Below are 26718 nucleotides of genomic sequence, written 5' to 3'. Positions count from 1 at the left end.
TAGCAACCTGGTATGGCGCAAATGAACCAAATGATACATATTCAAGACTCACGTCAGCTATTGACCCGAGGACCTTATGCTGCGCTCTATCGCCACCGTTTCGATTTCCGGCACCCTGCCAGAGAAGCTGCACGCTATTGCGGCGGCGGGCTATCAGGGTGTGGAAATTTTCGAGAACGATCTGCTCTATTATACGGGGACGCCGGCGGAAATCCGCCAGCTGGCCGCCGATTTAGGGTTAAAAATCACGCTTTTTCAACCCTTTCGCGATTTTGAAGGCGCCAGCCGGGCGCAGTTTGCGGCCAATATGACCCGCGCCAGACGCAAATTTGCGCTGATGCGCGAGCTGGGCTGCGACACGCTGCTGCTGTGCAGCAATGTGCAGCCGGACTGCTCGGCGGATAGCGAACTGCAGGTGGCGGACCTGCGGGCGCTGGCCACGCTGGCGGAAGAGGAGGGGATCGTAATCGGCTATGAGGCGCTGGCCTGGGGAACCCATGTGAACCGCTGGCATCAGGCCTGGGAGCGGGTGCAGCAGGTGGACAGCCCGGCGCTGGGCCTGGTGCTCGACAGCTTCCATATCCTGGCCCGGGGCGACACCCTCGACGCGCTGCCATCGGTGCCGGTGGAGAAAATCACCTTCGTTCAGCTCGCCGATGCGCCGTATATGAAAATGGATCTCCTGGAGTGGAGTCGCCATTTCCGCTGCTTCCCCGGGCAGGGGGAGCTGCCGCTGGAGGCGTTTGCCGAGCAGATCACCCGCTGCGGCTATCGCGGTCCCTGGTCGCTGGAGATTTTTAATGACGGTTTTCGCGCCTCGCCAAACGGCGCGACGGCCAAAGATGGTTATCGTTCGCTGCTGTGGCTGGAGGAGCAGACTCGACGCCGGCTCCCGGCGTGCGATGCCGATCTGTTTTCACCGCCGCCGTTGCCGAACTATCACGGGCTGGAGTTTATTGAATTCGCCGCCAGCGTCGCCGAGGCGCAGCGCCTGGGGCAGCATCTGCAGGCTTTGGGTTTTCAGCACGAGGGAAGCCACCGCTCCAAACAGGTCACGCTGTGGCGCAACGGCGGGGCGCGGATCGTGATTAACCATCAGCCCCACAGCTGGGCCGATCACTTTTATCAACGCCATGGGGTATCGCTCTGTGCGATGGCGCTGCGGGTCGACAGCAGTGCGCCGATTGTCGCTCGCGCCCGCGCGCTGGGGTATGCCACCTGGCAGGGCGACGCCGGGCCGAACGAGACGCCGATCCCGGCGATCTGCGCCCCTGACGGCAGCCTGGTCTATCTGATCGACGCCGGAGAGGCGATCTACGAGCGCGATTTTCTCCTGCGCGACGGTTTGACGGTGCGCGAAGATTACCTCGGTATCGACCATCTGGCGCTGGGGATGGAGGCAGACAGCCGCGACAACTGGGTGATGTTCTTCCGCACGGTGTTTGGCTTTACCCTTGAACATGAGCAGACGCTGCCGGACCCCTATGGACTGGTGCGCAGTCTGGCAGTGCGCAGCCCGCAGGGCGATATCCGCCTGGCGCTGAATATCTCCCAGAGCCGGGCGACGCAGATCGCCCGATCGGTCGCCTGCTACCAGGGGGCAGGGCTGCAGCATGCCGCCTTTGCCTGCCGCGATCTGCCGGCCACCTGCGACCAGCTCGCCGCGGTTGCCGGCCATGCGCTGCCGATCCCGGCCAATTACTATGACGATCTGCTGGCGCGTTTTGGCGGCGAGTTGGACGTCGGGCAGCTCCAGCGGCGGCAGCTTCTCTACGACCGCGATCCGCAGGGCGGGGCGTTCCTGCACCTGTATACCCGGCCCTTCACCGCCGGGCGCTTCTTCTTTGAATTAACCGAACGACGGGCAGGCTACGCGCTCTATGGCGCGGCGAATGCGGCCGTCCGCCTGGCAGCGATGCAGTATTGTTAGCCTGAATCAAATGGTTCATTATGCCTGAAACACAATAACAACACCCTCTGTACCCGAGACAGGAACTGACTATGAGCTCATATAGCCCTAACCCGACGGCTGCCGCCCAGCCGGCCGTCACCGCGCGCCGCTCCCGGCGGCGCATCGGCATTCTTGCGCTGCTGGCCATCGGCACCATGATCAACTACCTCGACCGCACCGTGCTGGGGATCGCCGCCCCAAAGCTCACCGCTGAGCTGGGGATCGATCCAGCGATCATGGGGATACTTTTCTCCGCTTTCGCCTGGACCTACGCCCTGGCGCAAATCCCCGGCGGGCTGTTTCTTGACCGCTTTGGCAACAAAGTCACCTATTTTCTGTCGCTGACCCTGTGGTCGCTGTTTACCCTGTTCCACGGCATGGCGGTGGGGCTGAAAACGCTGCTGCTGTGCCGTTTCGGGCTTGGCGTCAGCGAAGCGCCGTGCTTTCCGGTCAATAGCCGGGTGGTCAGCGCCTGGTTCCCGCAGCAGGAGCGCGCGAAGGCCACGGCGGTGTACACCGTGGGGGAGTATCTTGGGCTGGCCTGCTTTGCCCCGCTGCTGTTCTGGATCATGGATGGCTTCGGCTGGCGGGTGCTGTTCGTCAGCGTCGGCGCGGTTGGCATTCTGTTTGCCCTGGTGTGGTGGCGCTGCTACCGCGAACCGCATGAAGATCCTCGTCTCAGCCAGCAGGAGCGTGAGCATATCGAAAACGGCGGCGGCCTGAGCGCCCCGACGGACCAGCAGGTGGCGTTCAGCTGGCCGCTGGTCCGCCAGCTGCTGAGCAAACGCCAGATCATCGGCGCCAGCATCGGTCAGTTTGCCGGCAATACCGTGCTGGTGTTCTTTCTCACCTGGTTCCCGACCTGGCTGGCCACCGAACGCCATATGCCGTGGCTGAAGGTCGGTTTCTTTTCCATCCTGCCGTTTGTCGCCGCCGCCGGTGGGGTGATGTTTGGCGGCTGGAGCTCCGACAAGCTGCTCAAAGCCACCGGGTCGGCCAACCTGGGGCGTAAGCTGCCGATCGTCGCTGGCCTGCTGATGGCCAGCTGTATCATCTCCGCCAACTGGCTGCAGAGTGACCTGGCGGTGATCCTGGTGATGTCGTTTGCCTTTTTTGGCCAGGGGATGGTGGGCCTCGGCTGGACGCTGATCTCCGACATCGCCCCGAAGGGGCTGGGCGGACTTACCGGTGGCCTGTTCAACTTTTGCGCCAACCTCGCGGGGATCCTCACCCCGCTGGTGATCGGCTTTATCGTCGCCGGGTTCGGCAATTTCTTCTACGCGTTGATCTACATCGGCGGCGCCGCGCTGCTGGGTGTGGTGGCCTATCTGTTTATCCTCGGCGACGTCAAACGTATCGAGTTATCGCAGTAAACAAAGGAGCAAGGCATGGTGATTAGTGGGAATACGCGGCTGATAGCGCATCTTGGCTATCCGACCGCCAGTTTTAAGGCGCCGATGATCTACAACCCGTGGTTTGTCGACCAGCAGGTGGACGTGAAGGTGGTGCCGATGGGGGTCAAACCGGAGGACTATGCCGCGTTTATTCCGCCGCTGTTTACGATGACCAATATCATCGGCGCGCTGGTGACGATGCCGCATAAAATCGCCACCTGCGAGCTGGTGCAGCGCCTGAGCCCGACGGCGGCTATCGCCGGCGCCTGTAACGCCATCCGTCGCGAGGCGGACGGCAGCCTCTCCGGGGACATGTTCGATGGTGACGGCTTTGTGCTGGGCCTGCGCCGCAAAGGATTTCATCCTGAGGGGACGCGGGCGCTGGTGGTCGGCAACGGCGGAGTGGGGTCGGCTATCGCCGCCTCTCTCGCGGCGGCAGAGGTTAGCGCTCTGACCCTGTACGATACCCGACCGGAGGTGGCGCACGCTCTCGCCGGACGGCTGCATCAGCACTATCCGCAGCTCGATATCACCCTGATGCAGCGCGATCCGGCCGGACACGAGCTGGTGGTTAACGCCACGCCGCTGGGGATGAAGGTCAGCGATCCGCTGCCGCTGGACGTGGACCGTCTGGCGCCTGGCACCTGGGTGGGGGAGGTGGTGATGACCCAGGAGTATACCCCGCTGCTGAGGGCCGCCCAGGCGCGACAGTGCCCCATTCAGCGCGGGACCGACATGCTGTTTGAAATGATCCCCGCCTATCTGCGCTTTTTCGACCTGCCGGTAGCCACCCCTGAACAGCTCCGGGCGCTGGCGGAAATTCGCTACTGACGTGGCGGCAAACCGGGTAATATAGCGCTATATTATCCGGTTTATAGCGACGATCTAAAATGTCCACTCCTCTCACGCTGCTGGCGGCGGGAAGCCTGAAAAGCGCTTTTCTGCCGCTGGTGGCGTACTTTCAGCAGCAGACTGGCCTGGCGGTCGATGCGCAGTTTGGCCCTGCCGGCCTGCTGCGCGAGCGGATCGAGGCCGGGACCCCGTGCGCGGTTTTTGCTTCCGCCAACGCGGCGCACCCGCAGGCGCTGCTCCAGACGGGTCTGGCGCAGGAATGCCAGGGATTTGCCGGCAACCAGCTGATGCTGACCGCCAGGCGGTCGCCGGACAACGATGGCCTGGACTGGCTGGCGCTGCTCAGCACGCCCCGCCTGCGGCTGGCAACCTCCACGCCGGGCTGCGATCCGTCAGGAGATTATACCTGGCAGCTGTTCGCCCGAATTGAGGCGCGCTATCCAGGGTTGGGCAACGCGATGGCCGGGCGGGCGCAGCCGCTGGTCGGCGGCAGAGACTCACTGAGCGTGCCGCCGGGAGAGATAGCCGGCGCGTGGCTCATTCGCCAGAATCTGGCGGATCTGTTTATCGGCTACGCGCACTATGCCCCCGCGCTGGCCGCCTGCGACGATCTGCGTACCCTGACCATCCCGGCAGCGTGGAATATTCGCTGCGATTACCAGTTGGCGCGCCTCAGTGCCGATCCCGCCGCGCTGGCCCTGTATCGCTTTATCCTCGGCGACGTTGGCCAGGGGTATCTCCGGCAGGCGGGTTTTATGCCGTTCAGCGACGCAGAGTAAACCCCGGCGCCAGCAGAGGGGACGCGGACGCGGGATGGTAGATCAGACGTACTGGCAGGCCGTATGCTTGCCGGAGGTGCGTTTCGCTCAGCACTTCGGCAGTCTCGCCCGCCAGCCACTGGCCCTCCGGCAGAAGCAGCAGCGTATGGCTGGCCACCTGTAGCGCATGATTCGGATCATGGGTGGTGAACAGGACGGTGCGCGCCTGGCGGTGAGCGAGGTCGTCGATCAGCTGGAGCACCACCTGCTGGTTACCGAGATCCAACGCCGAGCAGGGCTCATCCAGCAGGATATTCTGACTGGCGCTGACCAGCGCGCGGGCAATCAGCACCAGCTGCTGCTGGCCGCCGGAGAGCGCGTCGAAGTCATCCCCGGCCAGGGCGGCAATCCCCAGCTGCGCCAGCGCCTGCTCAACCCGCCGGGCATCCTCCTCGTCCGGCTGGGCAAAGAGATCCACGTGCCGGGCGCGGCCCATCAGCACCACATCGCTCACTCGCCAGCGGAAAGCGGGACGAAACGACTGCGGAACCAGGGCGACGCCGCCCTCGCACTGCGCCCGGCCGCTCAGCGGCGGCAGCACGCCGGTCAGGGTATCCAGCAGAGTACTTTTTCCCCGGCCATTGGCGCCCAGCACCGCCCAGATCTCGCCGGGACGGCAGGCCAGCGTGAGCGGGGCGAAGAGCGGCTGACGGTGGCCGTAACGTAGCGCTTCCAGCGACAATGAGCGGTTCATTGGAGCGTATTCCGGCGTCGGGATTGCACCAGCAACAAGGTAAACAGCGGCGCGCCGAGCAGGGCTGTGATGATCCCGATCGGGATCTCCGCCTGCGTCAGCGTGCGCGCCATATCGTCCACCACCAGCATCAGGGCGGCGCCGAGCCAGAAGGCGGCGGGCAGCAGGCGACGATGGTCGGCGCCCACCAGCAGACGGGCGAGGTGCGGGACCACCAGTCCCATCCAGGCGATGCTGCCGCTGACCGCCACTTGCGCTGCCACCAGCACCGCGCAGCAGACCAGCACGGCGCGACGCAGCGCGGCCACCGGAACGCCAAGACTGCGGGCATCGCGCTCCTCCAGCGCCAACAGATTGATTCGCCAGCGCAGCTTCCACAACACCCCGGCGGCCACCGCCATGGGCAGGATCATGAGCAGTACCTTATGCCAGCTGGCGGTTGCGAAGCTGCCGAGCAGCCAGAAGACAATGTTCGGTAACGTCTCTTCGCTGTCGGCGAGGTACTGCATCAGGCTGACCAGCGCGGCGAAGAAGCCGCTGAGGATGATCCCGGACAGAATCAGCCCCAGCGTGCTGTCCCGCCCCTGCAGGGCGGCGAGGGCGTAAATCAGCCCCAGCGCGACGAGGCCAAAGAAAAAGGTCGAGGCCATCATCAGCAGGCCGCCGACGCCCAACAGGATCGCCAGCGTGCCGCCGAAGGCGGAGCCAGAGGTCACTCCGATGATGTGCGGGTCGACCAGCGGGTTCTGGAACACGCCCTGTAAGGTAGCGCCGCACAGCCCCAGCGCGCCCCCGGCCAGCAAAGCTATGACCACGCGCGGCAGGCGAACCGACCAGACGATCTGTCCGATCACCCCTTCGCCTGGTGGGAGATGGATCAGGGTGTGGCCAACGGCGCTCAGGCTTAACGGGAACTGGCCGAAACAGAGAGAGGCGACTGCGATCGCCAGCGTCGCCAGCGCCAGGCTGCCCTGCAACAGCCAGGGACGGTGGTTAGCGGGCATCTGGCGTCCACGCTACGCGGTAAAAGCGTTGATAGTAATCCCTGGCTTTACTGTCCACATCGATGTTCTGGTAACGCGAAGGGTAGAGTTTTTTCGCCATCCACAGCTCGCCCAGCGCCAGGGCCTCCGGCATCGGGTAACCCCAGGCTTTGGCGTACTCCGGCATCAGCCACACGCGGTGATGTTTCACCGCATCGATCGCCTGCCACTGCGGGTCGTTCTCTATCTGTTTGACCACCTGCGGATAACGGTCCTGGACGAAGATCACCTGCGGGTTCCACGCCAGCACCTGCTCCAGCGACACCTGACGGGCGCCTGTTACGCTGGCGGCCGCCACGTTCAGCGCCCCGGCGTGCGCCATCATCAGACCGGTGTATTTGCCGGCGCCGTAGGTATTCAGATCGGGGTTGGCCATATACACCCGCACCCGCTGGTTCTGGGGAATATCGGCCACCGGCGCATTGGCTTGCTTACGCGCCTCAAAGGTGTAGTGAATCAGCGCCTCGGCCTCGGGCTGGCGTTCGACGACCTCGCCGATAAGGCGGATCCCCTCTACCAGTCCGGCGTTATAGGCCTGCTCCTCGTCAGCCATGGTGGGGTTCATTTTACTTTTTTCCCCAGCGGCATCCTGGCGCAGCGAAATGGCCACCACCGGGATCCCGGCCTGTTGGATCTGCGCGATCATCGCCGGCGGCGCATAGTTGGCGACGAAAACCACCTGCGGACGCAGCGCCAGCAGGCTTTCAATATTGACCTGAGTGAGATCGCCCGGGGTCGCCAGTTGCCCGATCTCGGGCATAAAGCGGGCGAACTGCGGCCCGAGCTGTTTCTTCCAGCTGCTTAAGACGCCGACGATATCCTCAGCGGCATGCAGTTGCACCAGCAGGTTGAGCGTCTGATGCTGCAGAACCACGACGCGGGTGACGTGGTTGGGGAGGGTGACCTGGCGACCCAGCTGGTCGGTGACAGTGCGGTCGGCGAAGGCCTGACCGGTGAACAGGCTGGCGCTGAGCAGCGTCAGGCCCAGCAGTAAGGGGTGTTTTGGCATGATCTGGCCCGAATGGCGTGAAAAATTCGTTGTGTATTAAATTATATAACGACGCCGGGCGCAATGGTTGATCGCGTTTACCCTCACTACGATCAAGGCATTTCGTACCACACTTCTTGATCCTCCATGCGCGCCTCTATCTGGCCCGCCACCCTCTGCAGCGTAGAGAGATGCTTTTGCGCCGCCTGCTCAATGGTCATGGCGCTGGCGATATAGACCAGGTTGAGGCAGCCGATGACCCGCTGCTGGCTGCAGACCGGCACGGCGATAGAGGCGATTTTCTCCTCCTGCCGCCAGCCGCGGAAGTTTTCTCCATAGCCGTTCTGGCGGGTGCGGGCGAGGATCGCCGCCAACCGCTCCGGCTCACGGGCCAGCTGATACTCCGCTTCCGGACGGGCTGCCAGCATGCTGAGAATGGCGTCGCGCTCCGCGTCGGGAGCAAAGGCCAGCCACGTCAGACCGGAGGCGGTGAGCAGCAGCGGCAGTCGCCGTCCGACCATCGCCCGGTGAAACGACAGCCGACTGAAACGGTGGGTGGTTTCGCGCACCACCATGGCGTCGACGTCGAGGGTGGTGATGTCCGTCGGCCACTGTACTTCGCGCAGCAGCTCGCCGAGCAGCGGCGTGGCGAGGGCAGAAATCCAATGTTCGTCACGAAATCCGTCGCTCAGCTGGCGGACGTTAATGGTCAGACGAAAGCTGTCATCGGAGCGGCTGCGGCGGACAAAACCCTCCTCCTGCAGCGTCTCCAGCAGCCGGCGCACGGTGGTGCGATGCAGGCCGCTAAACTCCGCCAGCAGGCCCGGCGTCGCGCCGCCGTCGAATTTATTTAACAATTTTAATAACAATAAACCCCGGCTTAATCCGCGCACCGTTTTGTACGCTGTGGACCCATCGTCATGCATCAAACCCTCCTGAAAACGCTTTATAAACAGAGCTGTGCACCTGGTGCACAGTCGATGATGTTTTGATTGTAGCCGAAAACCCCCGCCCTATACTCAGCCCATTATAAAAATACGTTTACACATGATTAACAAATGGCCTACCGGTCTGGCCGTTTCCGAGTCGTGAGGTCGCTGAGAATGACAACATCTACACCCGATATTCAACCCGCCGTGCAGCATACCGCCCAGGTCGCCATCGCCGGCGCCGGTCCGGTAGGCCTGATGATGGCCAACTACCTTGGCCAGATGGGCATCAGCGTGCTGCTGGTGGAAAAGCTCGACAAACTGATCGATTACCCGCGGGCCATCGGTATTGACGATGAATCGCTGCGGGCGATGCAGGCGGTGGGGCTGGTGGATGACGTGCTGCCGCACACCACGCCGTGGCACGCCATGCGCTTTCTGACCCCGAAGGGCCGCTGCTTTGCCGACATCCAGCCGATGACCGATGAGTTTGGCTGGTCGCGGCGCAACGCCTTTATCCAGCCGCAGGTGGATGCGGTGATGTATCACGGCCTGCAGCGTTTCCCACAGGTCCGTTGCCTCTTCTCCCGCGAGGTGGAAGCCTTTAGTCAGAACAGTGACAGTGTCACGTTAAATATCAAAGGGCCGGACGGCGAGCGGGAGACGGTGCGCGCGGACTGGCTGGTGGCCTGCGACGGCGGCGCCAGCTTTATTCGCCGTACGCTGAACGTCCCCTTTGAAGGCAAGACCGCGCCGAATCAGTGGATCGTCATCGATATCGCTAACGACCCGCTGGCCACCCCGCACGTCTATCTGTGCTGCGACCCGGTGCGGCCCTATGTTTCCGCTGCGCTGCCACACGGCGTGCGCCGCTTTGAATTTATGGTGATGCCCGGGGAAACCGAAGCCCAGCTCAGCGAGCCGCACAATATGCGCCGCCTGCTGAGCAAAGTGCTACCGGACCCGGATCGCGTCGAACTGATCCGCCAGCGGGTCTACACCCATAACGCGCGCCTTGCCGAGCGCTTTCGCATTGACCGGGTGCTGCTGGCCGGCGACGCCGCGCACATCATGCCGGTCTGGCAGGGCCAGGGATACAACAGCGGCATGCGCGACGCCTTCAACCTGGCGTGGAAGCTGGCGCTGGTGGTCAACGGCAAAGCGGGAGAGGCGTTGCTTGACAGCTACCAGCAGGAGCGTCGCGACCACGCGAAGGCGATGATTGACCTGTCGGTGACCGCCGGCCACGTGCTGGCGCCGCCGAAGCGCTGGCAGGGGGCCGTGCGCGATGGCCTCTCGTGGCTGCTGAACTACCTGCCGCCGGTGAAACGTTACTTCCTCGAAATGCGCTTTAAGCCGATGCCGCAGTATCGCGAGGGGGCGCTGCTGACCGATGGCGCAGATAAATCCTCGCCGGTGGGCAAAATGTTTATTCAACCGCAGGTGACGCTGGAGAATGGCGAGAGCCTCCTGCTCGACGAGGTTATCGGGGCGAATTTCGCCATTATCGGCTGGGGCTGCAACCCGCAGTGGGGGCTCGACGCCGGGCAGATCGCTCGCTGGCGCGCGATAGGGGTGCGCTTTATTCAGGTGGTGCCGGAGGTGCAGATCCACCGCGAGCAGGATAACGCTCCGGGCACGCTGCGGGTGGGGGATAAGCAAAACCGACTGAAGAGCTGGTTTGCGCAACATCACACCGCCATCGCTGTGGTCAGGCCGGACCGCTTTGTCGCCGCCCTCGCTATCCCGCAAACCCTCGGCGCGCAGTTGACCGCCCTGGCGGAAAAAATAGCCCTCGCAGCCGGGGATACCGCCCACGCTGAAGAGAAGGTGGCCTGATATGCATGCCTATCTGCACTGTCTGTCGCACACCCCGCTGGTGGGATTCGTTGACCCGGAGCAGGCGGTCCTTGATGAGGTCAACGGGGTGATTGCCGACGCCCGGCGGCGGATCGCTGAATTCGATCCCGAACTGGTGGTGCTTTTCGCCCCCGATCACTACAACGGTTTTTTCTATGACGTGATGCCGCCGTTCTGCCTCGGCATCGGCGCCACCGCCATCGGCGACTTCGCCAGCGCCGCCGGCGACCTGCCGGTGCCCACCGAGCTGGCAGAAGCCTGCGCTCACGCCGTGCTCAACAGCGGTATCGACCTGGCGGTGTCGTACAATATGCAGGTGGACCATGGCTTCGCCCAGCCGCTGGAGTTTTTGCTGGGTGGGCTGGATCGCCTGCCGGTGCTGCCGGTGTTTATTAACGGCGTCGCCGCGCCGCTACCGGGTTTTCAACGCACCCGGCAGCTGGGCGAGGCGATGGGCCGCTTCCTCAACACCCTCAATAAGCGGGTGCTGATCCTCGGATCTGGCGGGCTGTCGCACCAGCCGCCGGTGCCGGAGCTGGCGAAGGCCGACGCCCATCTGCGCGACCGCCTGCTCGGCAGCGGCAAACAGCTACCGCCGGACGAACGCGAGCTGCGCCAGCAGCGGGTGATCAGCGCCGCCCGCCGGTTTACCGAGGACCCGCGCTCGCTCCATCCCCTTAATCCGGTGTGGGACAACCGCTTTATGAGCCTGCTGGAGCAGGGACGGCTGAGCGAACTGGACGCGATCGGCAACGACGAGCTGTCGGCGATGGCCGGCAAATCGACGCACGAAATTAAGACCTGGGTGGCCGCCTTTGCCGCGCTATCCGCTTTTGGCCGCTGGCGTAGCGAAGGCCGCTATTACCGGCCGATCCCCGAGTGGATCGCCGGGTTCGGCTCGCTGAGCGCCACCACCGAGATTTGATTAACCGGGAGACTAACATGAGCTATCAACCGCAAACCGAAGCCGCCACCAGCCGATTCCTCAATGTCGACGAGGGGGGCCGCACGCTGCGCATCCATATCAATGACTGCGGCGACGGGAAAGAGACTGTGGTCATGCTGCACGGCTCCGGGCCGGGGGCCACCGGCTGGGCCAACTTCAGCCGCAATATTGACCCGCTGGTCGAGGCGGGCTATCGCGTGCTGCTCCTCGACTGTCCGGGGTGGGGCAAAAGCGATGCTATCGTCAACAGCGGCTCACGTTCGGACCTCAACGCCCGCATTCTGAAAAGCGTGGTCGATCAGCTGGGGATCGATAAAGTCCATCTGCTGGGCAACTCGATGGGCGGCCACAGCGCGGTGGCCTTCACCCTGAGCTGGCCGGAGCGGGTGGCGAAGCTGGTGCTGATGGGCGGGGGGACCGGCGGCATGAGCCTGTTCACGCCGATGCCGACGGAGGGCATCAAGCTGCTGAACGCCCTGTACCGCGAGCCGACCATAGAAAACCTGAAGAAGATGATGAGCATCTTCGTCTTCGACACCCGCGACCTCACCGAGGCGCTGTTCGAGGCGCGTCTCAACAATATGCTGTCGCGTCGCGATCATCTGGACAACTTCGTCAAAAGCCTCGAAGCCAACCCGAAGCAGTTTCCTGACTTTGGCCCGCGGCTGGGCGAAATCACCGCGCCAACCCTGATCGTCTGGGGACGCAATGACCGCTTCGTGCCGATGGACGCCGGGCTGCGCCTGCTCGCCGGGATCGCCGGTTCGGAACTGCATATTTACCGCGACTGCGGCCACTGGGCGCAGTGGGAACATGCCGACAGTTTTAATCAGCTGGTGCTCCATTTCCTCGCACGGGCTTAAGGAGTAAATGATGACTTTTTCTCTTGACGCGCTGGCCCGGCAGCTGCGCGACGCCGAACGGACCGGCCAGGCGATCGCCCCGCTGCGCGATATCCTCGGCGTCGACAATGCCGACGCCGCCTACGCCATCCAGCGCCTGAACGTTCAGCACCACGTGGCCCATGGCCGGCGGGTGGTGGGCCGCAAGGTGGGCCTGACCCATCCCAAAGTGCAGCAGCAGCTGGGGGTCAACCAGCCGGATTTCGGCACCCTGTTTGCCGACATGTGCTACGGCGACAACGCCGACGTGCCGTTTGGCCGCGTGCTGCAGCCGAAGGTGGAGGCCGAGATCGCCCTGGTGCTGAAACATGATTTGCCCCATGCCGATACCACTTTTGATGAACTGTATCACGCCATCGAATGGGTGCTGCCGGCGCTGGAGGTGGTGGGCAGCCGCATTCGCGACTGGTCAATCGGCTTTGTCGACACTGTCGCCGATAACGCCTCCTGCGGCCTGTACGTCATCGGCGGCCCGGCGCAGCGCCCGGCGGGGCTGGATCTGAAGCAGTGCGCCATGCACATGACCCGCAACCAGGAGCTGGTCTCCAGCGGCCGCGGCAGCGAGTGCCTGGGGCATCCGCTGAACGCCGCAGTCTGGCTGGCGCGCAAGCTGGCGAGTCTCGGCGAACCGCTGCGGGCGGGGGATATTGTGCTCACCGGGGCGTTAGGCCCGATGGTGGCGATTAACGAGGGGGACAGCTTTGTCGCCCATATCGAAGGTATTGGCTCAGTTGCGGCACGCTTCGTCGCCGCCGGAGAAGGACATCGTGATGCGTAAACGTAAAGTCGCCATTATCGGCTCCGGGAATATCGGCACCGATTTAATGATTAAAATCCTGCGCCACGGCCAGCATCTGGAGATGGCGGTGATGGTCGGCATCGACCCGCAGTCGGATGGCCTGGCCCGCGCCCGGCGCATGGGCGTCGCGACCACCCACGAAGGGGTGGGCGGCCTGATGCAGATGGCGGAATTTGCCGATATCGACTTCGTCTTCGACGCCACCAGCGCCGGGGCGCACGTCAAAAACGATGCCGCGCTGCGCGAAGCGAAGCCGGGGATCCGCGTCATCGACCTGACGCCGGCGGCGATTGGCCCATACTGCGTGCCGGTGGTCAACCTCGCGGCCAACCTCCACCAGGGCAACGTCAATATGGTGACCTGCGGCGGCCAGGCGACCATCCCGATGGTCGCCGCGGTCTCGCGGGTGGCGAAAGTACATTACGCGGAGATCGTGGCCTCCATCGCCAGTCAATCCGCCGGGCCGGGCACGCGGGCGAATATCGACGAATTCACCGAAACCACCTCGCAGGCGATTGAAAAAGTGGGCGGCGCGGGCAAGGGCAAGGCGATTATCGTGCTCAACCCGGCGGAGCCGCCGCTGATGATGCGCGATACCGTCTACGTCCTGAGCGAGCTAGCGTCGCAGGAGGCGATTGCCGCTTCGATCGCCGAGATGGCGGCGGCGGTGCAGGCTTACGTACCTGGCTACCGGCTGAAGCAGCAGGTGCAGTTTGAGGTTATCCCCGAGGATAAGCCGGTCAACCTCCCCGGCGTGGGCCGTTTTTCCGGCCTGAAAACCGCGGTTTACCTCGAAGTGGAAGGGGCGGCGCACTATCTGCCGGCGTACGCCGGCAACCTCGATATTATGACCTCAGCGGCGCTGGCGACGGCGGAGCAAATGGCCGGGGCAATGAACAGCGCGGCGGGAGCGACAGCATGAACGGTAAAAAACTCTACATTTCGGATGTGACGCTGCGCGATGGTATGCACGCTATTCGTCACCAGTATTCCCTGGCGCAGGTGCAGCAGATTGCCGGCGCGCTGGATAAGGCGGGGGTGGACTCCATCGAAGTGGCCCACGGCGATGGGCTGCAGGGATCCAGCTTCAACTACGGCTTTGGCGCCCACAGTGATATCGCCTGGATTGAAGCGGCGGCGGCGGTGGTCAGCCAGGCGAAAATCGCCACCTTGCTGCTGCCGGGCATCGGCACGCTGCACGACCTGAAAGCCGCGTATCAGGCCGGGGCGCGGGTGGTGCGGGTCGCCACCCACTGCAGCGAAGCGGACGTCGCGGCGCAGCATATTGCCTTTGCCCGCGAGCTGGGGATGGACACCGTCGGTTTTCTGATGATGAGCCATATGATCTCCCCGCAGGCGCTGGCGCAGCAGGCGCTGAAGATGGAATCCTATGGGGCGACCTGCATCTACGTGGTGGATTCCGGCGGGGCGATGAACATGAACGACATTCGCGACCGCTTCCGCGCGCTGAAGGCGGTGCTGAAGCCGGAGACCGCCACCGGGATGCATGCCCACCATAACCTGAGCCTCGGGGTGGCCAACTCTATCGCCGCGGTGGAAGAGGGCTGCGATCGCATAGACGCCAGCCTGGCCGGGATGGGGGCGGGGGCGGGCAATGCGCCGCTGGAGGTGTTTATTGCCGCCGCCGACAAGCTCGGCTGGCAACATGGCACCGATCTCTATGCGCTGATGAACGCCGCCGACGAGCTGGTGCGGCCGCTGCAGGACCGCCCGGTGCGCGTCGACCGCGAAACGCTGGCGCTGGGCTACGCCGGGGTCTACTCCAGCTTCCTGCGCCACAGCGAAGCGGCGGCGGCGCGCTATGGCCTCAGCGCGGTGGATATTCTCGTCGAGCTGGGCAAACGGCGGATGGTCGGCGGCCAGGAGGATATGATCGTCGACGTCGCGCTGGATCTGCTTAACCGCCAAAAATAACAACGCGCGGCTGACCACGCATCAGCCGCCCATCACCTGATCCGCTTGTCCGGCTATCGCCAAGGTACCCTATGACCAAGATAACGACCACAAACTCCTCGCGCCTGATGGTCACCATCGGGCTCTGTTTTATGGTGGCCCTGATGGAGGGGCTGGATCTGCAGGCGGCGGGGATCGCCGCCGTCGGCATGGCGCAGGCCTTTGCGCTGGATAAAATGCAGATGGGCTGGATCTTCAGCGCCGGGATCCTCGGCTTGCTGCCCGGCGCGCTGGTGGGCGGCATGCTGGCGGACCGCCACGGGCGCAAACGCATCCTGCTGAGCTCGGTGCTGTTGTTTGGCCTGTTCTCGCTGGCCACCGCGGTGGCCTGGAGCTTCCCGACGCTGCTGCTGGCGCGCCTGCTCACCGGCGTCGGGCTGGGGGCGGCATTGCCGAACCTGATTGCCTTAACCTCGGAAGCCGCTGGCCCACGCTTTCGCGGCCGGGCGGTGAGCCTGATGTACTGCGGCGTGCCCATTGGCGCCGCGCTGGCGGCGGCGCTGGGGTTCTCTGGCCTCGCCGCGGCCTGGCAGACCATCTTCTGGATTGGCGGCGTGGTCCCGCTGCTGCTGATCCCGCTGTTGATGCGCTGGCTGCCGGAGTCGCAGGCGTTTCAGCGCGTGGAGACCAGCGTGCCGCTGCGCACCCTGTTTGCCCCGGGACATGCTGCCGCCACGCTGCTGCTGTGGCTGGGCTATTTCTTCACCCTGCTGGTGGTCTATATGCTCATCAACTGGCTGCCGATGCTGCTGGTGGGCCAGGGGTTCAGCGCCAGCCAGGCGGCGGGGGTGATGTTCTCTCTGCAGATCGGCGCCGCCTGCGGTACTTTGCTGCTGGGCGCGCTGATGGATAAGCTTACTCCGCTGCGCATGTCGCTTCTGATATACAGCGGCATTCTGGCATCGCTGCTGGCGCTGGGCAGTGCGTCGACGCTGAGCGGGATGCTGCTGGCGGGGTTTGTGGCCGGGCTGTTCGCCACCGGCGGCCAGAGCGTGCTCTACGCGCTGGCGCCGCTCTTCTATCCCGCGGCGATCCGCGCTACCGGGGTCGGCACCGCCGTGGCGGTGGGCCGCCTCGGGGCGATGAGCGGCCCTTTGCTGGCCGGCAAGATGCTGGCCCTCGGCACCGGCACCGTCGGGGTGATGGCAGCCTTAGCGCCGGGCATCGTGCTGGCCGGCGTGGCGGTGTTCTGGCTGATGCATCGCCAGCAGCGCGCGGCCATGGTCTGATGCTGTCCGGCGGTCTGGCGGAAAAATGCCGGGCCGCCGCCTTGCCTCTCCGCGTGTCCTGGCCTAAGGTAAGACATCATTCCCTGTCGTTTATCGTCTCTATGGCTTACCGCTCCCGCTTGCTCGACGCTATCCCTGGCATCCGCCACGCGTTTCTCGATGTCCACGAAACCGCCGCTTTTCCCTATGCCGAATTGGCCCCGGTGAAGCTGGTCCATGGCAATGAGGTGCATCACTATCAGCAGCCGCTGCCGACGCGGCCGCACGCCGACGCGGTGTTTACCGCCGTGGCCGGGCAAAAGGTGGGGGTGGTGACCGCCGACTGCCTGCCGATACTGATCGCCTCGCGCGACGGTCGCTTCGTCTGCAGCGTCCATGCCGGCTGGCAGGGGCTGGCCAGCGGCATTGTCGACAACAGTCTGGCGACTTTTCGCCAACAGGGGGTGGCGCTGACCGATCTGGTCATCGCCGTGGGGCCGCATATTCACCCTTGCTGTTACGAAGTCTCCGCCGGATTTTATCAGCAACTGCTGGACCAGCCCGGCGGTGACCGGGTGGCCCGGCACCGCCAGCGGCTGTTCCATTCCCGTTCGGCCCCGGTCAGCGATCCGCTTAAAGCCGCAGCGCGCGGCAGCGATAATCTGTGGTTTGATCTGCGCGCTTTCGCTGAAGCGATCTTCACAGAGGCGGGGGTGGCGCCGGCGAGCGTTGAATGGCTGGGGAGCTGCACCTATTGCACGCCGCAATCGCTGGGCTCCTACCGGCGCCGGACCCATTTTCCGGCGCCGAAGAGCTTTCAGTACTCGTGGATCATGCGTCAGGCCTGAGGCGCGCTGGCGTTAGATCACCCGAAAACCGTGGGTGCCGTCGCGGGCCAGCTGATCCACCAGGCCGTACTCCCACTCCAGATAGGCCTGCATGGCCTCTGCGGAATTATCGGTCCCTTCATAGGGACGGCGATAGCGGTCCCGGCGCTCGACGGCGAGGCCGTCGTCGCCATGGGCCAGCGGCAGACCGGCGGCGATCCACGCCAGCGTCCCGCCGCGCAATACCTGTACCGGCTTACCGGTTAAGGCTGCCACCTCGGACACCGCGTAGCGGGCCAGCAGGCTGCTGCCGCAGGTCACCACGTAACGTTGCGCGGGAGGGATCGCTTCCAGGGCCTGGCGCAGCTGCGAGCGCGTCAGCCACCACGCGCCGGGGATATGGCGGGCGACAAAGTTGGCGCTGGTAGTGAAATCGAGCACCACCGTCCCGGGCTCCTCCAGCTGTTGCGCCAGCTGCGCCGGGCTTATCTCCTCCGCCGGCGGGGCGGGGGGCACTTCGGCGGCCGGCACCCCGCGCTCGCTCAGCTGGCTGGGAGACAGCGCGCTCAGCCGCGCCGTCTCCCAGCCCATCTGCGCCAGCCACGAGCCGGTCATCGCCGCCCGGACGCCATCGTCATCCAGTAACACTATCCGCGCTCCCCGCACGCTGGCGAAGTGATCGGTCTCCTGCACCAGCTGGCCGCCTGGCGCGCTCAGGCTGCCAGGATAGTGGCCCGCCGCGTACTCCTCGGGGCTGCGGACATCAAACAGGAAGGTGGTGCGGTCGCTCTGCTGCCGCCAGCGTTGTAGCGTCGCTTCATCGATGACTGCCACCCCGGCCCGTTCGGCGAGATGCGCCGCCTCGGCGGCCCGGACGCCGGAGGCGCGGGCGGAGGGGTCGTATTGCCGCTGCTGCTGGTGCGCCAGCGTCTGACCGGCCAGCGTCCAGCCGATAGTGCCATTGCGCAGGGCATGGACCGGGTTCGGCACCCCGGCGTTGATCAGCGACTGGGTGCCGATGATGCTGCGGGTGCGTCCGGCGCAGTTGACGATGATCGGCGTCTGCGGGGAGGGCGTCAGGCTCTCCACCCGCAGGACCAGCTCGCCGCCGGGCACGCTGATGCTGCCGGGGATGCTCATGGTCTGGTACTCATCGAAGCGCCGGGCGTCGACGATCACCACCTCCTGCCGGTTGTCGATGAGCGCCTGAACCTCCTGGGCGCTGAGCGACGGCGTGTGACGCACGCTTTCCACCAGCTCGCCAAAAGCTTTACTGGCAGAGTTGACGTCCTGAAACAGCTCGCCGCCGCTGCGGCGCCAGCCGGCGAGACCCTCGGCCAGCAGGGCCACATCCTGATAGCCCCAGGTCCGCAGCCGTTCGACGGCGATCTCCGCCAGCCCTTCGCCGTTGTCGTAGACGGTGATCGGGGTGGTGAAGCGCGGTATCCGCCGGCGGACCTCCAGCTCCAGTTTGCTGAGCGGCAGATTGACGGCAAACAGTGGATGAGCGGTGGCGAAATCGGCCTCTTCACGGACGTCGATCAGCGCCAGTTCACGACGGTCGAGCAGCGCCTGACGGATCCCGGCGGCCTGGCGATAAGCGTAAGTGGACATAATGGTTATCCTTGGTGTTCGCGGGAGGAATCCCAGATATTGGGTAAATGGCGGTTGGAGTAGCCGGATATAAACGGTTTTTGCTGGCCTTCCGGGGTATACACTGCGCGCTTCACCGCGCCGATGTTGCCGCCGTAAACATGTATGCTGATGGAGACGCGATCCGCCAGCGCATTGCTGACGCGATGAATGTCGCCATCGTCAGCGGAGACTTTCTCCACCTGACCTGCCTGCAGAAGCGTGGCGGCGCCCAGCGCGCGCGGTATGCCATCGGCATCCAGCTGGTAGCGTTGATTTTCCTCCGCGCCGCGCAACATCCCAATGGCCCCCCACACCCGGTGGTCATGGATCGGCGTCGCCTGCCCCGGCCCCCAGACGAAGCTGACGATCGAGAAGCGCTCCCCGGAGTCGGCATGCAGCAGATACTGCTGGTAATGGTGTGGGTGCGGCAGGGTGTACTCTTCCGGCAGCCAGTCGTCGTGACGCACCAGCGCCGCCAGCCGCTGCGCCACGGCGTCAAGCAGCGGCGCGGTCGAGTGGTGTTCCCGGTGCAGACGGTCAACCTCATGAATAAAATGGCGTAATTTTTCCAGTCGTGGTGCAGTCATGTGCGCTTCCTGTCAGAGGGACTGGTCAAAACGCTAACAGAGGCATTAATATTATTTAAATGCAATTTACGCATATATTAATATGCAAATTTAACATAAGGATCCTATGCGCATCGACGATATTGACGCTCTGCTGGCCACAGTGCAGTTTTCTTCCCTCAATCAGGCGGCGGACTATCTGGGGATCACCCAGTCGGCGATAACCCGGCGCCTGCAGCGTCTGGAGCAGGAGCTGAACGTCACGCTGTTAGCGCGTCAGACCCGCCCGCTGACCCTGACCGCCGCCGGTCAGCGGGTGTACGAGCAGTGCCTGAGCATTAAGCGCGAGACGAAAAAGCTCTACAGCCTGTTGGATCCGCAAGGCGAGCCGCGCGGCGCGCTGCGTCTCGGCGTACCGCAGAGTATCAGCGAGATCGCGCTGCCGGCGGCGCTGGCGGCGCTGAGCCAGCAGTTTTCCGCACTGTCCCCGCAGGTCACCTGCGGCTGGAGCGGAGAGCTGCAGCGCCGGCTGGAAAACGGCGAACTGGACGGGATGCTGGCGATGGGCCCCGCCCAGCAGACCCTCGCCGAGGGCTACAGCGGGCGTCTCCTGTGCCCCCTGGAGGTGGTGCCGATTGCCGCCCGGCGGCTGAATCTGCGGGCGTCGTCGCTGCGGGAGTGCGTCGAACAGGGCTGGATCCTTAACCCCGATGGCTGTGGCCTGCGCGCCGGGCTCATCCGCGAGCTGCAAAGCCAGGGCCTGCGCCTGAAGCTTAACGTCGAGAGCGCGGGCGCCCAGCTGCAGATGGCGCTGGTGGCGCAGGGACTGGGGCTGGGTCTGGTGCCGCGGGCGGCGCTGGCGGCCAGCCCGTGGCGGGACGAGATCGAGGTCGTCAACCTCAGCGATTTTCAGCCTGCGGTGTCGCTGTGGCTGATCCACGCTCAGTATCTGGCCAACCTGCAGTCGCCGCTGATCTTTTTCGCCAGCAAAGTGGTGCAGCAGCTGATAGTATCCGACTGAAAACACTACTCATTTTCTATTAATGCAAGCCTTGCATATTAAGATATGATAAAAATGCATTTTGTTCATTAACACACTCTGTATAGGGTAATGACCAGCGCCGCCGTCGCGGCCACTCCATTACCCTGACGCAAGGAGTTGTTCATGAGCATTCAGTTTCTTGGCATGATTGGCCACCGCCTCTCTTCCGAAACGATTGCCCCGGTGGGGCCGATCTTTGACCGCGACTATATCGTTCGCTTCGCGCAAACCCATGAAGCCGCCGGGTTCGATCGCCTGCTGGTGGGTCACTGGGCCGATCAACCCGACGGCTTTCTGGTAACCGCCCTGGCCGGACTGTCGACGCAGAAAATTCAGTACCTGCTGGCCCATCGCCCCGGTTTTGTATCGCCGACCCTCGCCGCGCGCAAATTCGCCACCCTTGAGCATCTGCTGGGGGGCCGGCTGGCGGTGCATATCATCAGCGGCGGCAATGACGCCGAGCAGCGCCGGGACGGCGATTACCTCGACCACGACCAGCGCTATGCCCGCACCGACGCCTTCCTCGACGTGGTGCGCCAGGTGTGGACCAGCGAGCAGCCTGTCGATATTCACAACGAGTTTTATCAGGCCGAACAGGCCTGGTCAGCTATTCGTCCGCTGCAAAAGCCGCATCTTCCCATCTACTTCGGCGGTTCGTCGGCAGCGGCCATCGCCGTCGCCGGCAAACACGCCGACGTCTTCGCCCTGTGGGGCGAGTCGCTGGCGCAAACCGGCGAGACCATCCAGCGCGTGCGCGCCGAAGCGGCGAAACACCAGCGTGACATCGGTTTCAGCGTCTCGTTCCGGCCGATTATCGCCGACAGCGAAGCCGAGGCCTGGGAGAAAGCCGAGCATATCCTGCATGTCGCCACCGAGCAGGCGGCGCAGCGCGGGGGCGGTTTCAAGGCCAAACCGGACAGCATCGGCGCCCAGCGGCTGCGGGCCACCGCCGCGCAGGGCAGAGTGGTGGACAAACGCCTGTGGACCGGCATCGCCCAGCTGGTGGGCGGCGGGCATAACTCTACCGCCCTGGTGGGCACCCCGGAGCAGGTGGCCGATGCGCTGCTCGATTACTACGACCTCGGGGTGCGCAACTTCCTGATCCGCGGATTCGACCCGCTGAACGATGCGGCAGACTACGGCCGGGCGCTGTTGCCGATCGCTCGTGAAAAAGCCGCGCGGCGTGCGGCGGCGGAGCGCGCATCGTGATCCATCCTGAGCGCGACGACTGGGCGCAGCAGCTGACGGCGGTACGCCAACAGATGGCGGAGCAGGCGGCCAGCCTCGACGCCAGCGGCGACTTTCCCTGGCGCAATATCGACCACCTGCGCGCGGGGGGCTGGTTAAGCCTCGCCGTGCCGCGTGCTTACGGCGGCGCGGGCGCCAGCCTGGCCCAGCTGCAGCAGGCCATCGCCGCCATCGCCTGGGGTGAGCCGGCGACGGCGCTGATCGTCTGCATGCAGTATCTGCACCATTTGCGGCTGGCGGAAAACGACGCCTGGCACGCGCCGCTGCGCCAGCAGGTTTTTCACGACGCCGTCGAACGCGGTGGCCTGATCAACAGCCTGCGCGTTGAGCCGGAGCTGGGTTCCCCGGCGCGCGGCGGCCTGCCGGACACCGTGGCGAGCCGCTGCGCGGACGGCTGGGACATCAACGGTCATAAAATCTATACCACCGGCATTGAAGGGCTACGCTGGCTGGCGGTATGGGCGAGAAGCGATGATAACCCGCCGCGGGTGGGCACCTGGCTGGTGCCTGGCGACAGCGCCGGGATTCGCGTGGTGAAAAGCTGGGATCACGCCGGGATGCGGGCCACCGGCAGCCATGAGGTGATTTTTCGCCACGTGCGTGTGGCGGCAGAGCACGCGGTGGATGTCTGGCCGGTCGATGCGCCACCCGCTGCCCAGGCGGAACCGTTGCGCCTGTTCGCCAACCGGCAGACGGCGCTGCTGGCGGCGATCTATGACAGCATCGCCCGCGCCGCTCACGACTGGCTGGTGAGGTGGCTGACGGGGCGGGTGCCTGCGGGCCTCGGCCATCCGCTTTCCCGCCTGCCGCGGGTGCAGGAGAAGGTCGGGCAGATCGCCGGGCTGCTGCTGGTGAACCGCAGCCTGCTGGAGCAGGCCGCCGCGCTGCGCTTTTCCGCCATCGAGGCGAATCTGGCGAAAGTCACTATTACCGACAACGCCATTCAGGCGGTGAATATCGCGCTCGAGCTGACCGGCAATCATGGCCTCAGCCGACAGAACCCGCTGGAACGCCACTACCGTAATGTGCTCTGCGGCCGGGTGCATACCCCGCAGAGCGACGGCGCCTGGCTGGCAGCCGGCCACTTCGTCTTTCAATCACAAGGATAATCACGATGCGTCTATCATTCTCAGGCCGGGTGGCGGCAGCGCTGATGCTGCTGGCGCTGGGCGGTTACGCGACGGCGCAGGAGCGGCTTACCCTGCGCATCGCCGATCAAAAAGGCGGCATGCGTTCGCAGCTGGAGGCGGCCAACGCCCTGCAAAACCTCCCCTATGACATTAAGTGGGCTGAATTCCCGGCCGCCGCGCCGCTGGCGGAAGCCCTTAACGCGGGCGCAGTGGACGCGGGGATCATCGGCGATGCGCCGCTGCTCTTCGCCCTGGCTAACGGCGCGCCGGTGAAAGCGATTGCCGTGGACAAAAGCAATCCGGCGGGGACCGCGGTGCTGGTTTCCCCCGGCAGCGCGATAAAAACCGCCGCCGGGTTAAAAGGCAAGCGCATTGCCACCGGCAAAGGGTCGATTGGTCATTTCGTGGCGCTGAAAGCGCTCGAGCAGGCGGGCATCTCGCCGAAGGAGGTGCAGTGGGTGTTCCTCGGCCCGGTGGACGCCAAAGTGGCGCTGCTTAACGGTTCGGTGGACGCCTGGGCGACCTGGGAGCCCTACACCACCCAAATGGTGAAGACCAACGAGGGGCAGATCCTGGTGAGCGGCAAAGGGCTGCTGCCGGGGAATACCTTCCTTGCGGCAACGGATTCCGCGCTTAACGATCCGCAAAAGCGCGCCGCGCTGCAGGATTATCTCCAGCGCCTGGCCGGCGCCGAGCGCTGGGCCTACGCCAATCTCGACAGCTACGGCAAAACGCTGGGGGAGATCATCCGATTCCCGGCGGAGATCGCCCGCGCACAGTTTGCCAACCGCCAGTCGCAGTGGCAGCCGCTGGCAGAGGAAACCGTGACCCAGCAGCAGGCGACGGCGGACTTTTATCTCGCCAACGGCCTGATCCGCACCCGGCTGGACGTGAAGCCGACCTTTGACCCCAGCTTTAGCGTGCCCGCCGCGGCGGTCCACGCGGAGGTGACGCCATGAGCCGATCCGCTTTTTCCCGCCGCCGTTTTTTACAGCTTAGCGGCGGCCTGGCGCTGGCCGGGGTTTCTCTGCCGCTGTGGGCTCACGATATGGCGGAGATGGCCAGCGGCGATGCCCATCCGGCGCTGCGCCTGCCTCAGCCCTACAAGATCAAGCTGGCGATCAACAAAAGTGCGGTATGCCTCGCGCCGGTCGCCGTCGCCGAGCAGCAGAAGATTTTCAGTAAATATAACCTCGACGTTGAGTTTGTTAACTTCGGTAACTCCACCGATGTGCTGCTGGAGGCGATCGCCACCGGCAAGGCCGACGCCGGGGTGGGGATGGCGCTTCGCTGGCTGAAGGCGCTGGAGCAGGGTTTTGACGTCAAGCTCACCGCCGGTACCCACGGCGGCTGTCTGAACCTGCTGACGGCCAAAGACTCGCCGTTCGGCGGCCTCGAGAGCCTGAAGGGACAAACCATTGGCGTCACCGACATGGCCGGGCCGGATAAAAACTTCTTCGCCATTCTGCTTAAGCGCCACGGTATCGACCCGATCAGCGACGTGCAGTGGAAAGTCTACCCGGCGGATCTGCTCAGCGTGGCGCTGGACAAGCGCGAAATCGCCGCCATCAGCGGCAGCGAGCCGTTCAGCTATCGGCTGCTGAAGACCGGCAAGTATCAGCTTGTCGCCAGCAATATGACCGGAGATTATGCCAACCTCAGCTGCTGCGTGCTGGGGGTGAGCGGGAGCCTGGCGCGGGACCATAAACCGGCCGCCGCGGCGCTCACTCAGGCGATCCTTGAAGCGCACAGCTATGCCGCAGAACACCCGGAAAGCGTGGCGCAATCCTTCCTTGCCCATGCGCTCAATACCAATGAAGCGGAGGTGAGCGGTATTCTGCACGGGCAGGGGCACGGCCACCACGCGGTGGGTGAGGCGTTCGTGAAAGAGCTGACGCAGTACGCGGTCGACCTGCAGCGGGTGCAGGTGATCAAACCGGGCACCGATCCCCATCAGTTTGCGGAGAGTATCTATGCCAACGTCTTCGCTTGAGCAGGCTCTGGCGCGCCCCACCGGCCGCGCGCCGCTGTGGGGAGAAGGGCTGCTGGCCGCCGCGCTGTGGCTGCTGGGCGGTCTGTTTACTCTGACCTGGCCCGATGCCGGGCGGCGCTGGCCGTTTAGCGAGGGCTGGGCGCTGGCGCAGTTCACCTTCGGCGGCGGCTTGCTGCTGCTGGCGCTGAGCTATCGCTACTGGCGAGCGCGCGGCGCGCGCGTGCGGCATGCCGGCAAGTGGCTGGCGCTGCTGCCGGTGCTGTTCGCTGCCTGGGAAGGGCTGACCGCCAAGAGCGGCGTGCTGCCGGTGCCGTTTTTCGCGCCGCCGCAGGCGCTGATCGAGGTGCTGCATGATGACTGGCCGCGCCTGCTCGACAGCCTGTTGCACTCCCTGGGGCTGCTGGGGCTCGGCGTGCTGCTCGGCACCAGCAGCGGGTTCATCACCGGTCTGGCCATTGGCTGGTCGCAACGGATTGGCTACTGGGTCCATCCGGTGTTACGCCTGCTGGGGCCGGTGCCGTCTACCGCGCTGCTGCCGCTGTGCCTGTTTATTTTTCCGTCAAGCTTCGGCGCCAGTGTGTTTTTGATTGCGCTGAGCACCTGGTTCCCGGTCACGGTGCTGACCTGGTCCGGGGTCATTGGCATTGACAAGGCATGGTACGACGTGGCGCGGACCCTCGGCGCCAGCCAGCGTTTCCTGATCCTGCGGGTGGCGATCCCCGCCGCGCTGCCGAACGTCTTTGTCGGCCTGTTTATGGGGCTTGGCGCGTCGTTTTCGGTGCTGATTGTGGCTGAAATGGTCGGGGTGAAGTCGGGGATCGGCTTTTACCTCCAGTGGGCCCAGGGCTGGGCGGCCTATCCCAATATGTACGCCGCGCTGCTGGTGATGGCCTTGCTGTGCTCCGGCCTGATTAGCGGATTATTTATGCTGCGCGATAAGCTGCTGAGCTGGCAGCGGGGAGGGATGCAATGGTAACCGCGACATCAGGTTCGCAGACGATAGCGCGCGGCGCGGCGGTATCGATAAGCCATCTTCATCACGCGTTTACGCTCGGCAAACAGGCGGTGCCGGTGCTGGAGAATATCAGCCTGCAGCTGCGGCCGGGGGAAAGCGTGGCGCTGCTGGGTCCTTCCGGCTGCGGTAAATCCACCCTGCTGCGGCTGCTGGCCGGGCTGGAAGCGCCGCAGAGCGGACAGATGCAGTTCGACGGCGCGCCGCTCGGCGCTCCCGGGCCGGAGCGCATACTGGTGTTTCAGGATCCGACGCTCTATCCGTGGCTGACGGTGCGGCAGAACGTACTGCTGGGCCCGCAGGCGCAGGGCAAAAGGGGGCTGGAAGCCAAGGCCGACGCGCTGATTGACCGCATCGGGCTGCAGGCCTTCAGCGAGGCGTGGCCGCGGCAGCTGTCAGGGGGGATGGCGCAGCGCGCCGCGCTGGCGCGCGCGTTGTTGAACGAGCCGCGCCTGCTGCTGCTCGACGAACCGCTGGGCAAGCTGGACTCGCTGACCCGCATCAGTATGCAGCGGGAGCTGATCGCCCTCTGGCAGCAGCAGGGTTATACCAGCCTGCTGGTGACCCACGATATCGAAGAGGCGCTGCTGCTGTGCGAGCGGGTGCTGGTGATGTCGCCGCGTCCGGGGCGGATTATCGCCGAGTTCGCCTTGCCGCTGGCCTTTCCCCGCCATCGCGATAACCCGCAGCTGCTGCAGCATCGTCAGGATATATTGCGCATCCTCGGCCAGGAGGAGGACTGGTAAGGTGAACGCAATGCCCGGTGGCGGCTGCGCCTTACCGGGCCTACGAACTCCACAGTAAGGGGAAGGACCGTAGGCCATGCTGTTGTAGGCCGGTGCAAGCGCAGCGCCGCCCGGCAATGGGCATCCGGCGCCATGCGCCACGTTTTGCCCGGTTGCGGCTG

Annotated in this window: 24 protein-coding genes and 1 pseudogene; 19 read left to right on the top strand and 6 right to left on the bottom strand. The window is 64.6% G+C overall.

Annotated features, from left to right (window positions below):
* Positions 1 to 76: 76 nt before the first annotated feature.
* The 4 genes from MKS11_RS11760 to MKS11_RS11745 all read left to right on the top strand — a co-directional run bounded on the left by MKS11_RS11760 (position 77) and on the right by MKS11_RS11745 (position 4976).
* On the top strand, positions 77 to 1930 hold the full coding sequence (locus MKS11_RS11760) for a bifunctional sugar phosphate isomerase/epimerase/4-hydroxyphenylpyruvate dioxygenase family protein (protein WP_017900844.1): 1854 nt from the start codon (positions 77 to 79) through the stop codon (positions 1928 to 1930).
* Between the two features lie 71 nt (positions 1931 to 2001).
* Positions 2002 to 3324 carry an MFS transporter gene (locus tag MKS11_RS11755; RefSeq protein ID WP_087771288.1) on the top strand — a complete coding sequence of 441 codons (1323 nt, stop codon included), beginning with the start codon at positions 2002 to 2004 and terminating at the stop codon, positions 3322 to 3324.
* Positions 3325 to 3339: 15 nt separating this feature from the next.
* A complete protein-coding gene (locus MKS11_RS11750) occupies positions 3340 to 4176 on the top strand; it encodes a shikimate dehydrogenase (RefSeq protein WP_259595559.1) in 837 nt (278 codons plus the stop codon).
* Positions 4177 to 4235: 59 nt separating this feature from the next.
* Positions 4236 to 4976, top strand: a complete 741-nt coding sequence (locus MKS11_RS11745) for a substrate-binding domain-containing protein (RefSeq protein ID WP_087771289.1) — start codon at positions 4236 to 4238, stop codon at positions 4974 to 4976.
* On the opposite strand, the gene MKS11_RS11740 is transcribed toward MKS11_RS11745, so the two are convergent.
* The 4 genes from MKS11_RS11740 to MKS11_RS11725 all read right to left on the bottom strand — a co-directional run bounded on the left by MKS11_RS11740 (position 4960) and on the right by MKS11_RS11725 (position 8666).
* Entirely contained in the window at positions 4960 to 5709 is a 750-nt protein-coding gene (locus tag MKS11_RS11740; RefSeq protein WP_004203063.1) for an ABC transporter ATP-binding protein, read from the bottom strand. The genes MKS11_RS11745 and MKS11_RS11740 overlap by 17 nt on opposite strands.
* Positions 5706 to 6713: an iron ABC transporter permease gene (locus tag MKS11_RS11735; protein ID WP_004203061.1), complete on the bottom strand. Its 1008-nt coding sequence runs from the start codon at positions 6711 to 6713 to the stop codon at positions 5706 to 5708. The genes MKS11_RS11740 and MKS11_RS11735 overlap by 4 nt, the downstream gene beginning before the upstream one ends.
* Entirely contained in the window at positions 6703 to 7761 is a 1059-nt protein-coding gene (locus MKS11_RS11730; RefSeq protein WP_049003488.1) for an ABC transporter substrate-binding protein, read from the bottom strand. The genes MKS11_RS11735 and MKS11_RS11730 overlap by 11 nt, the downstream gene beginning before the upstream one ends.
* A 92-nt stretch (positions 7762 to 7853) precedes the next feature.
* A complete protein-coding gene (locus MKS11_RS11725) occupies positions 7854 to 8666 on the bottom strand; it encodes a DNA-binding transcriptional regulator (protein ID WP_023318526.1) in 813 nt (270 codons plus the stop codon).
* A 177-nt stretch (positions 8667 to 8843) separates the two neighbouring features.
* On the opposite strand from MKS11_RS11725, the gene MKS11_RS11720 reads away from it, so the two are divergent.
* The 8 genes from MKS11_RS11720 to MKS11_RS11685 all read left to right on the top strand — a co-directional run bounded on the left by MKS11_RS11720 (position 8844) and on the right by MKS11_RS11685 (position 17206).
* The gene (locus MKS11_RS11720) at positions 8844 to 10508 is read left to right on the top strand and encodes a bifunctional 3-(3-hydroxy-phenyl)propionate/3-hydroxycinnamic acid hydroxylase (protein ID WP_087771290.1); all 1665 of its coding nucleotides are present in this window, start codon (positions 8844 to 8846) and stop codon (positions 10506 to 10508) included.
* A 1-nt stretch (position 10509) separates the two neighbouring features.
* Positions 10510 to 11454, top strand: coding sequence for a 2,3-dihydroxyphenylpropionate/2,3-dihydroxicinnamic acid 1,2-dioxygenase (gene mhpB, locus MKS11_RS11715; protein ID WP_064183277.1), 945 nt, complete (start codon positions 10510 to 10512; stop codon positions 11452 to 11454).
* A 17-nt stretch (positions 11455 to 11471) separates the two neighbouring features.
* Positions 11472 to 12338, top strand: coding sequence for a 2-hydroxy-6-oxonona-2,4-dienedioate hydrolase (gene mhpC / locus MKS11_RS11710; protein ID WP_087771291.1), 867 nt, complete (start codon positions 11472 to 11474; stop codon positions 12336 to 12338).
* 10 nt (positions 12339 to 12348) lie between these two features.
* The gene (mhpD, locus tag MKS11_RS11705; RefSeq protein WP_087771292.1) at positions 12349 to 13155 is read left to right on the top strand and encodes a 2-keto-4-pentenoate hydratase; all 807 of its coding nucleotides are present in this window, start codon (positions 12349 to 12351) and stop codon (positions 13153 to 13155) included.
* Positions 13148 to 14098 (top strand): acetaldehyde dehydrogenase, encoded by a 951-nt coding sequence (mhpF, locus tag MKS11_RS11700; RefSeq protein ID WP_087771293.1) that lies wholly within the window; start codon positions 13148 to 13150, stop codon positions 14096 to 14098. Before mhpD ends, mhpF begins: the two co-directional genes overlap by 8 nt.
* On the top strand, positions 14095 to 15111 hold the full coding sequence (gene mhpE / locus MKS11_RS11695) for a 4-hydroxy-2-oxovalerate aldolase (protein WP_023318522.1): 1017 nt from the start codon (positions 14095 to 14097) through the stop codon (positions 15109 to 15111). Before mhpF ends, mhpE begins: the two co-directional genes overlap by 4 nt.
* Before the next feature lie 71 nt (positions 15112 to 15182).
* Complete coding sequence (gene mhpT, locus MKS11_RS11690; RefSeq protein ID WP_259595560.1) at positions 15183 to 16379, top strand: 3-(3-hydroxy-phenyl)propionate transporter MhpT; 1197 nt, start codon at positions 15183 to 15185, stop codon at positions 16377 to 16379.
* 101 nt (positions 16380 to 16480) lie between these two features.
* Positions 16481 to 17206 (top strand): polyphenol oxidase family protein, encoded by a 726-nt coding sequence (locus MKS11_RS11685; RefSeq protein ID WP_048326368.1) that lies wholly within the window; start codon positions 16481 to 16483, stop codon positions 17204 to 17206.
* A gap of 12 nt (positions 17207 to 17218) precedes the next feature.
* Here the strand turns inward: MKS11_RS11685 and MKS11_RS11680 are convergent, their stop codons facing one another.
* Together MKS11_RS11680 and MKS11_RS11675 are read right to left on the bottom strand one after the other, a co-directional pair.
* On the bottom strand, positions 17219 to 18799 hold the full coding sequence (locus MKS11_RS11680) for a rhodanese homology domain-containing protein (protein ID WP_087771294.1): 1581 nt from the start codon (positions 18797 to 18799) through the stop codon (positions 17219 to 17221).
* 5 nt (positions 18800 to 18804) lie between these two features.
* The gene (locus MKS11_RS11675; RefSeq protein WP_004203047.1) at positions 18805 to 19407 is read right to left on the bottom strand and encodes a cysteine dioxygenase; all 603 of its coding nucleotides are present in this window, start codon (positions 19405 to 19407) and stop codon (positions 18805 to 18807) included.
* Between the two features lie 106 nt (positions 19408 to 19513).
* Between MKS11_RS11675 and MKS11_RS11670 the strand changes: the two genes are divergently transcribed.
* From MKS11_RS11670 to MKS11_RS11640, 7 genes and pseudogenes are all read left to right on the top strand, one after another.
* On the top strand, positions 19514 to 20407 hold the full coding sequence (locus MKS11_RS11670) for a LysR family transcriptional regulator (RefSeq protein WP_087771295.1): 894 nt from the start codon (positions 19514 to 19516) through the stop codon (positions 20405 to 20407).
* Between the two features lie 144 nt (positions 20408 to 20551).
* Positions 20552 to 21647, top strand: a pseudogene (locus MKS11_RS11665) (LLM class flavin-dependent oxidoreductase).
* Positions 21634 to 22785: an acyl-CoA dehydrogenase family protein gene (locus MKS11_RS11660; protein ID WP_165474128.1), complete on the top strand. Its 1152-nt coding sequence runs from the start codon at positions 21634 to 21636 to the stop codon at positions 22783 to 22785. The pseudogene MKS11_RS11665 and the gene MKS11_RS11660 overlap by 14 nt, the downstream one beginning before the upstream one ends.
* Positions 22786 to 22790: 5 nt before the next feature.
* A complete protein-coding gene (locus MKS11_RS11655; protein WP_080841556.1) occupies positions 22791 to 23765 on the top strand; it encodes an ABC transporter substrate-binding protein in 975 nt (324 codons plus the stop codon).
* Entirely contained in the window at positions 23762 to 24799 is a 1038-nt protein-coding gene (locus tag MKS11_RS11650) for an ABC transporter substrate-binding protein (RefSeq protein WP_017901273.1), read from the top strand. Before MKS11_RS11655 ends, MKS11_RS11650 begins: the two co-directional genes overlap by 4 nt.
* A complete protein-coding gene (locus MKS11_RS11645; protein WP_017901272.1) occupies positions 24780 to 25775 on the top strand; it encodes an ABC transporter permease in 996 nt (331 codons plus the stop codon). The genes MKS11_RS11650 and MKS11_RS11645 overlap by 20 nt, the downstream gene beginning before the upstream one ends.
* The gene (locus tag MKS11_RS11640; RefSeq protein ID WP_017901271.1) at positions 25769 to 26557 is read left to right on the top strand and encodes an ABC transporter ATP-binding protein; all 789 of its coding nucleotides are present in this window, start codon (positions 25769 to 25771) and stop codon (positions 26555 to 26557) included. Before MKS11_RS11645 ends, MKS11_RS11640 begins: the two co-directional genes overlap by 7 nt.
* The last annotated feature ends 161 nt before the right edge of the window (positions 26558 to 26718 follow it).

This window comes from Klebsiella sp. K5-45 (genome assembly GCF_030128605.1).
Taxonomy (GTDB): Bacteria; Pseudomonadota; Gammaproteobacteria; order Enterobacterales; family Enterobacteriaceae; genus Klebsiella; species Klebsiella quasipneumoniae.
The sequence above is the reverse complement of the archived record's forward strand: the minus strand, read 5'-3'. Positions and strand labels throughout refer to the sequence as shown.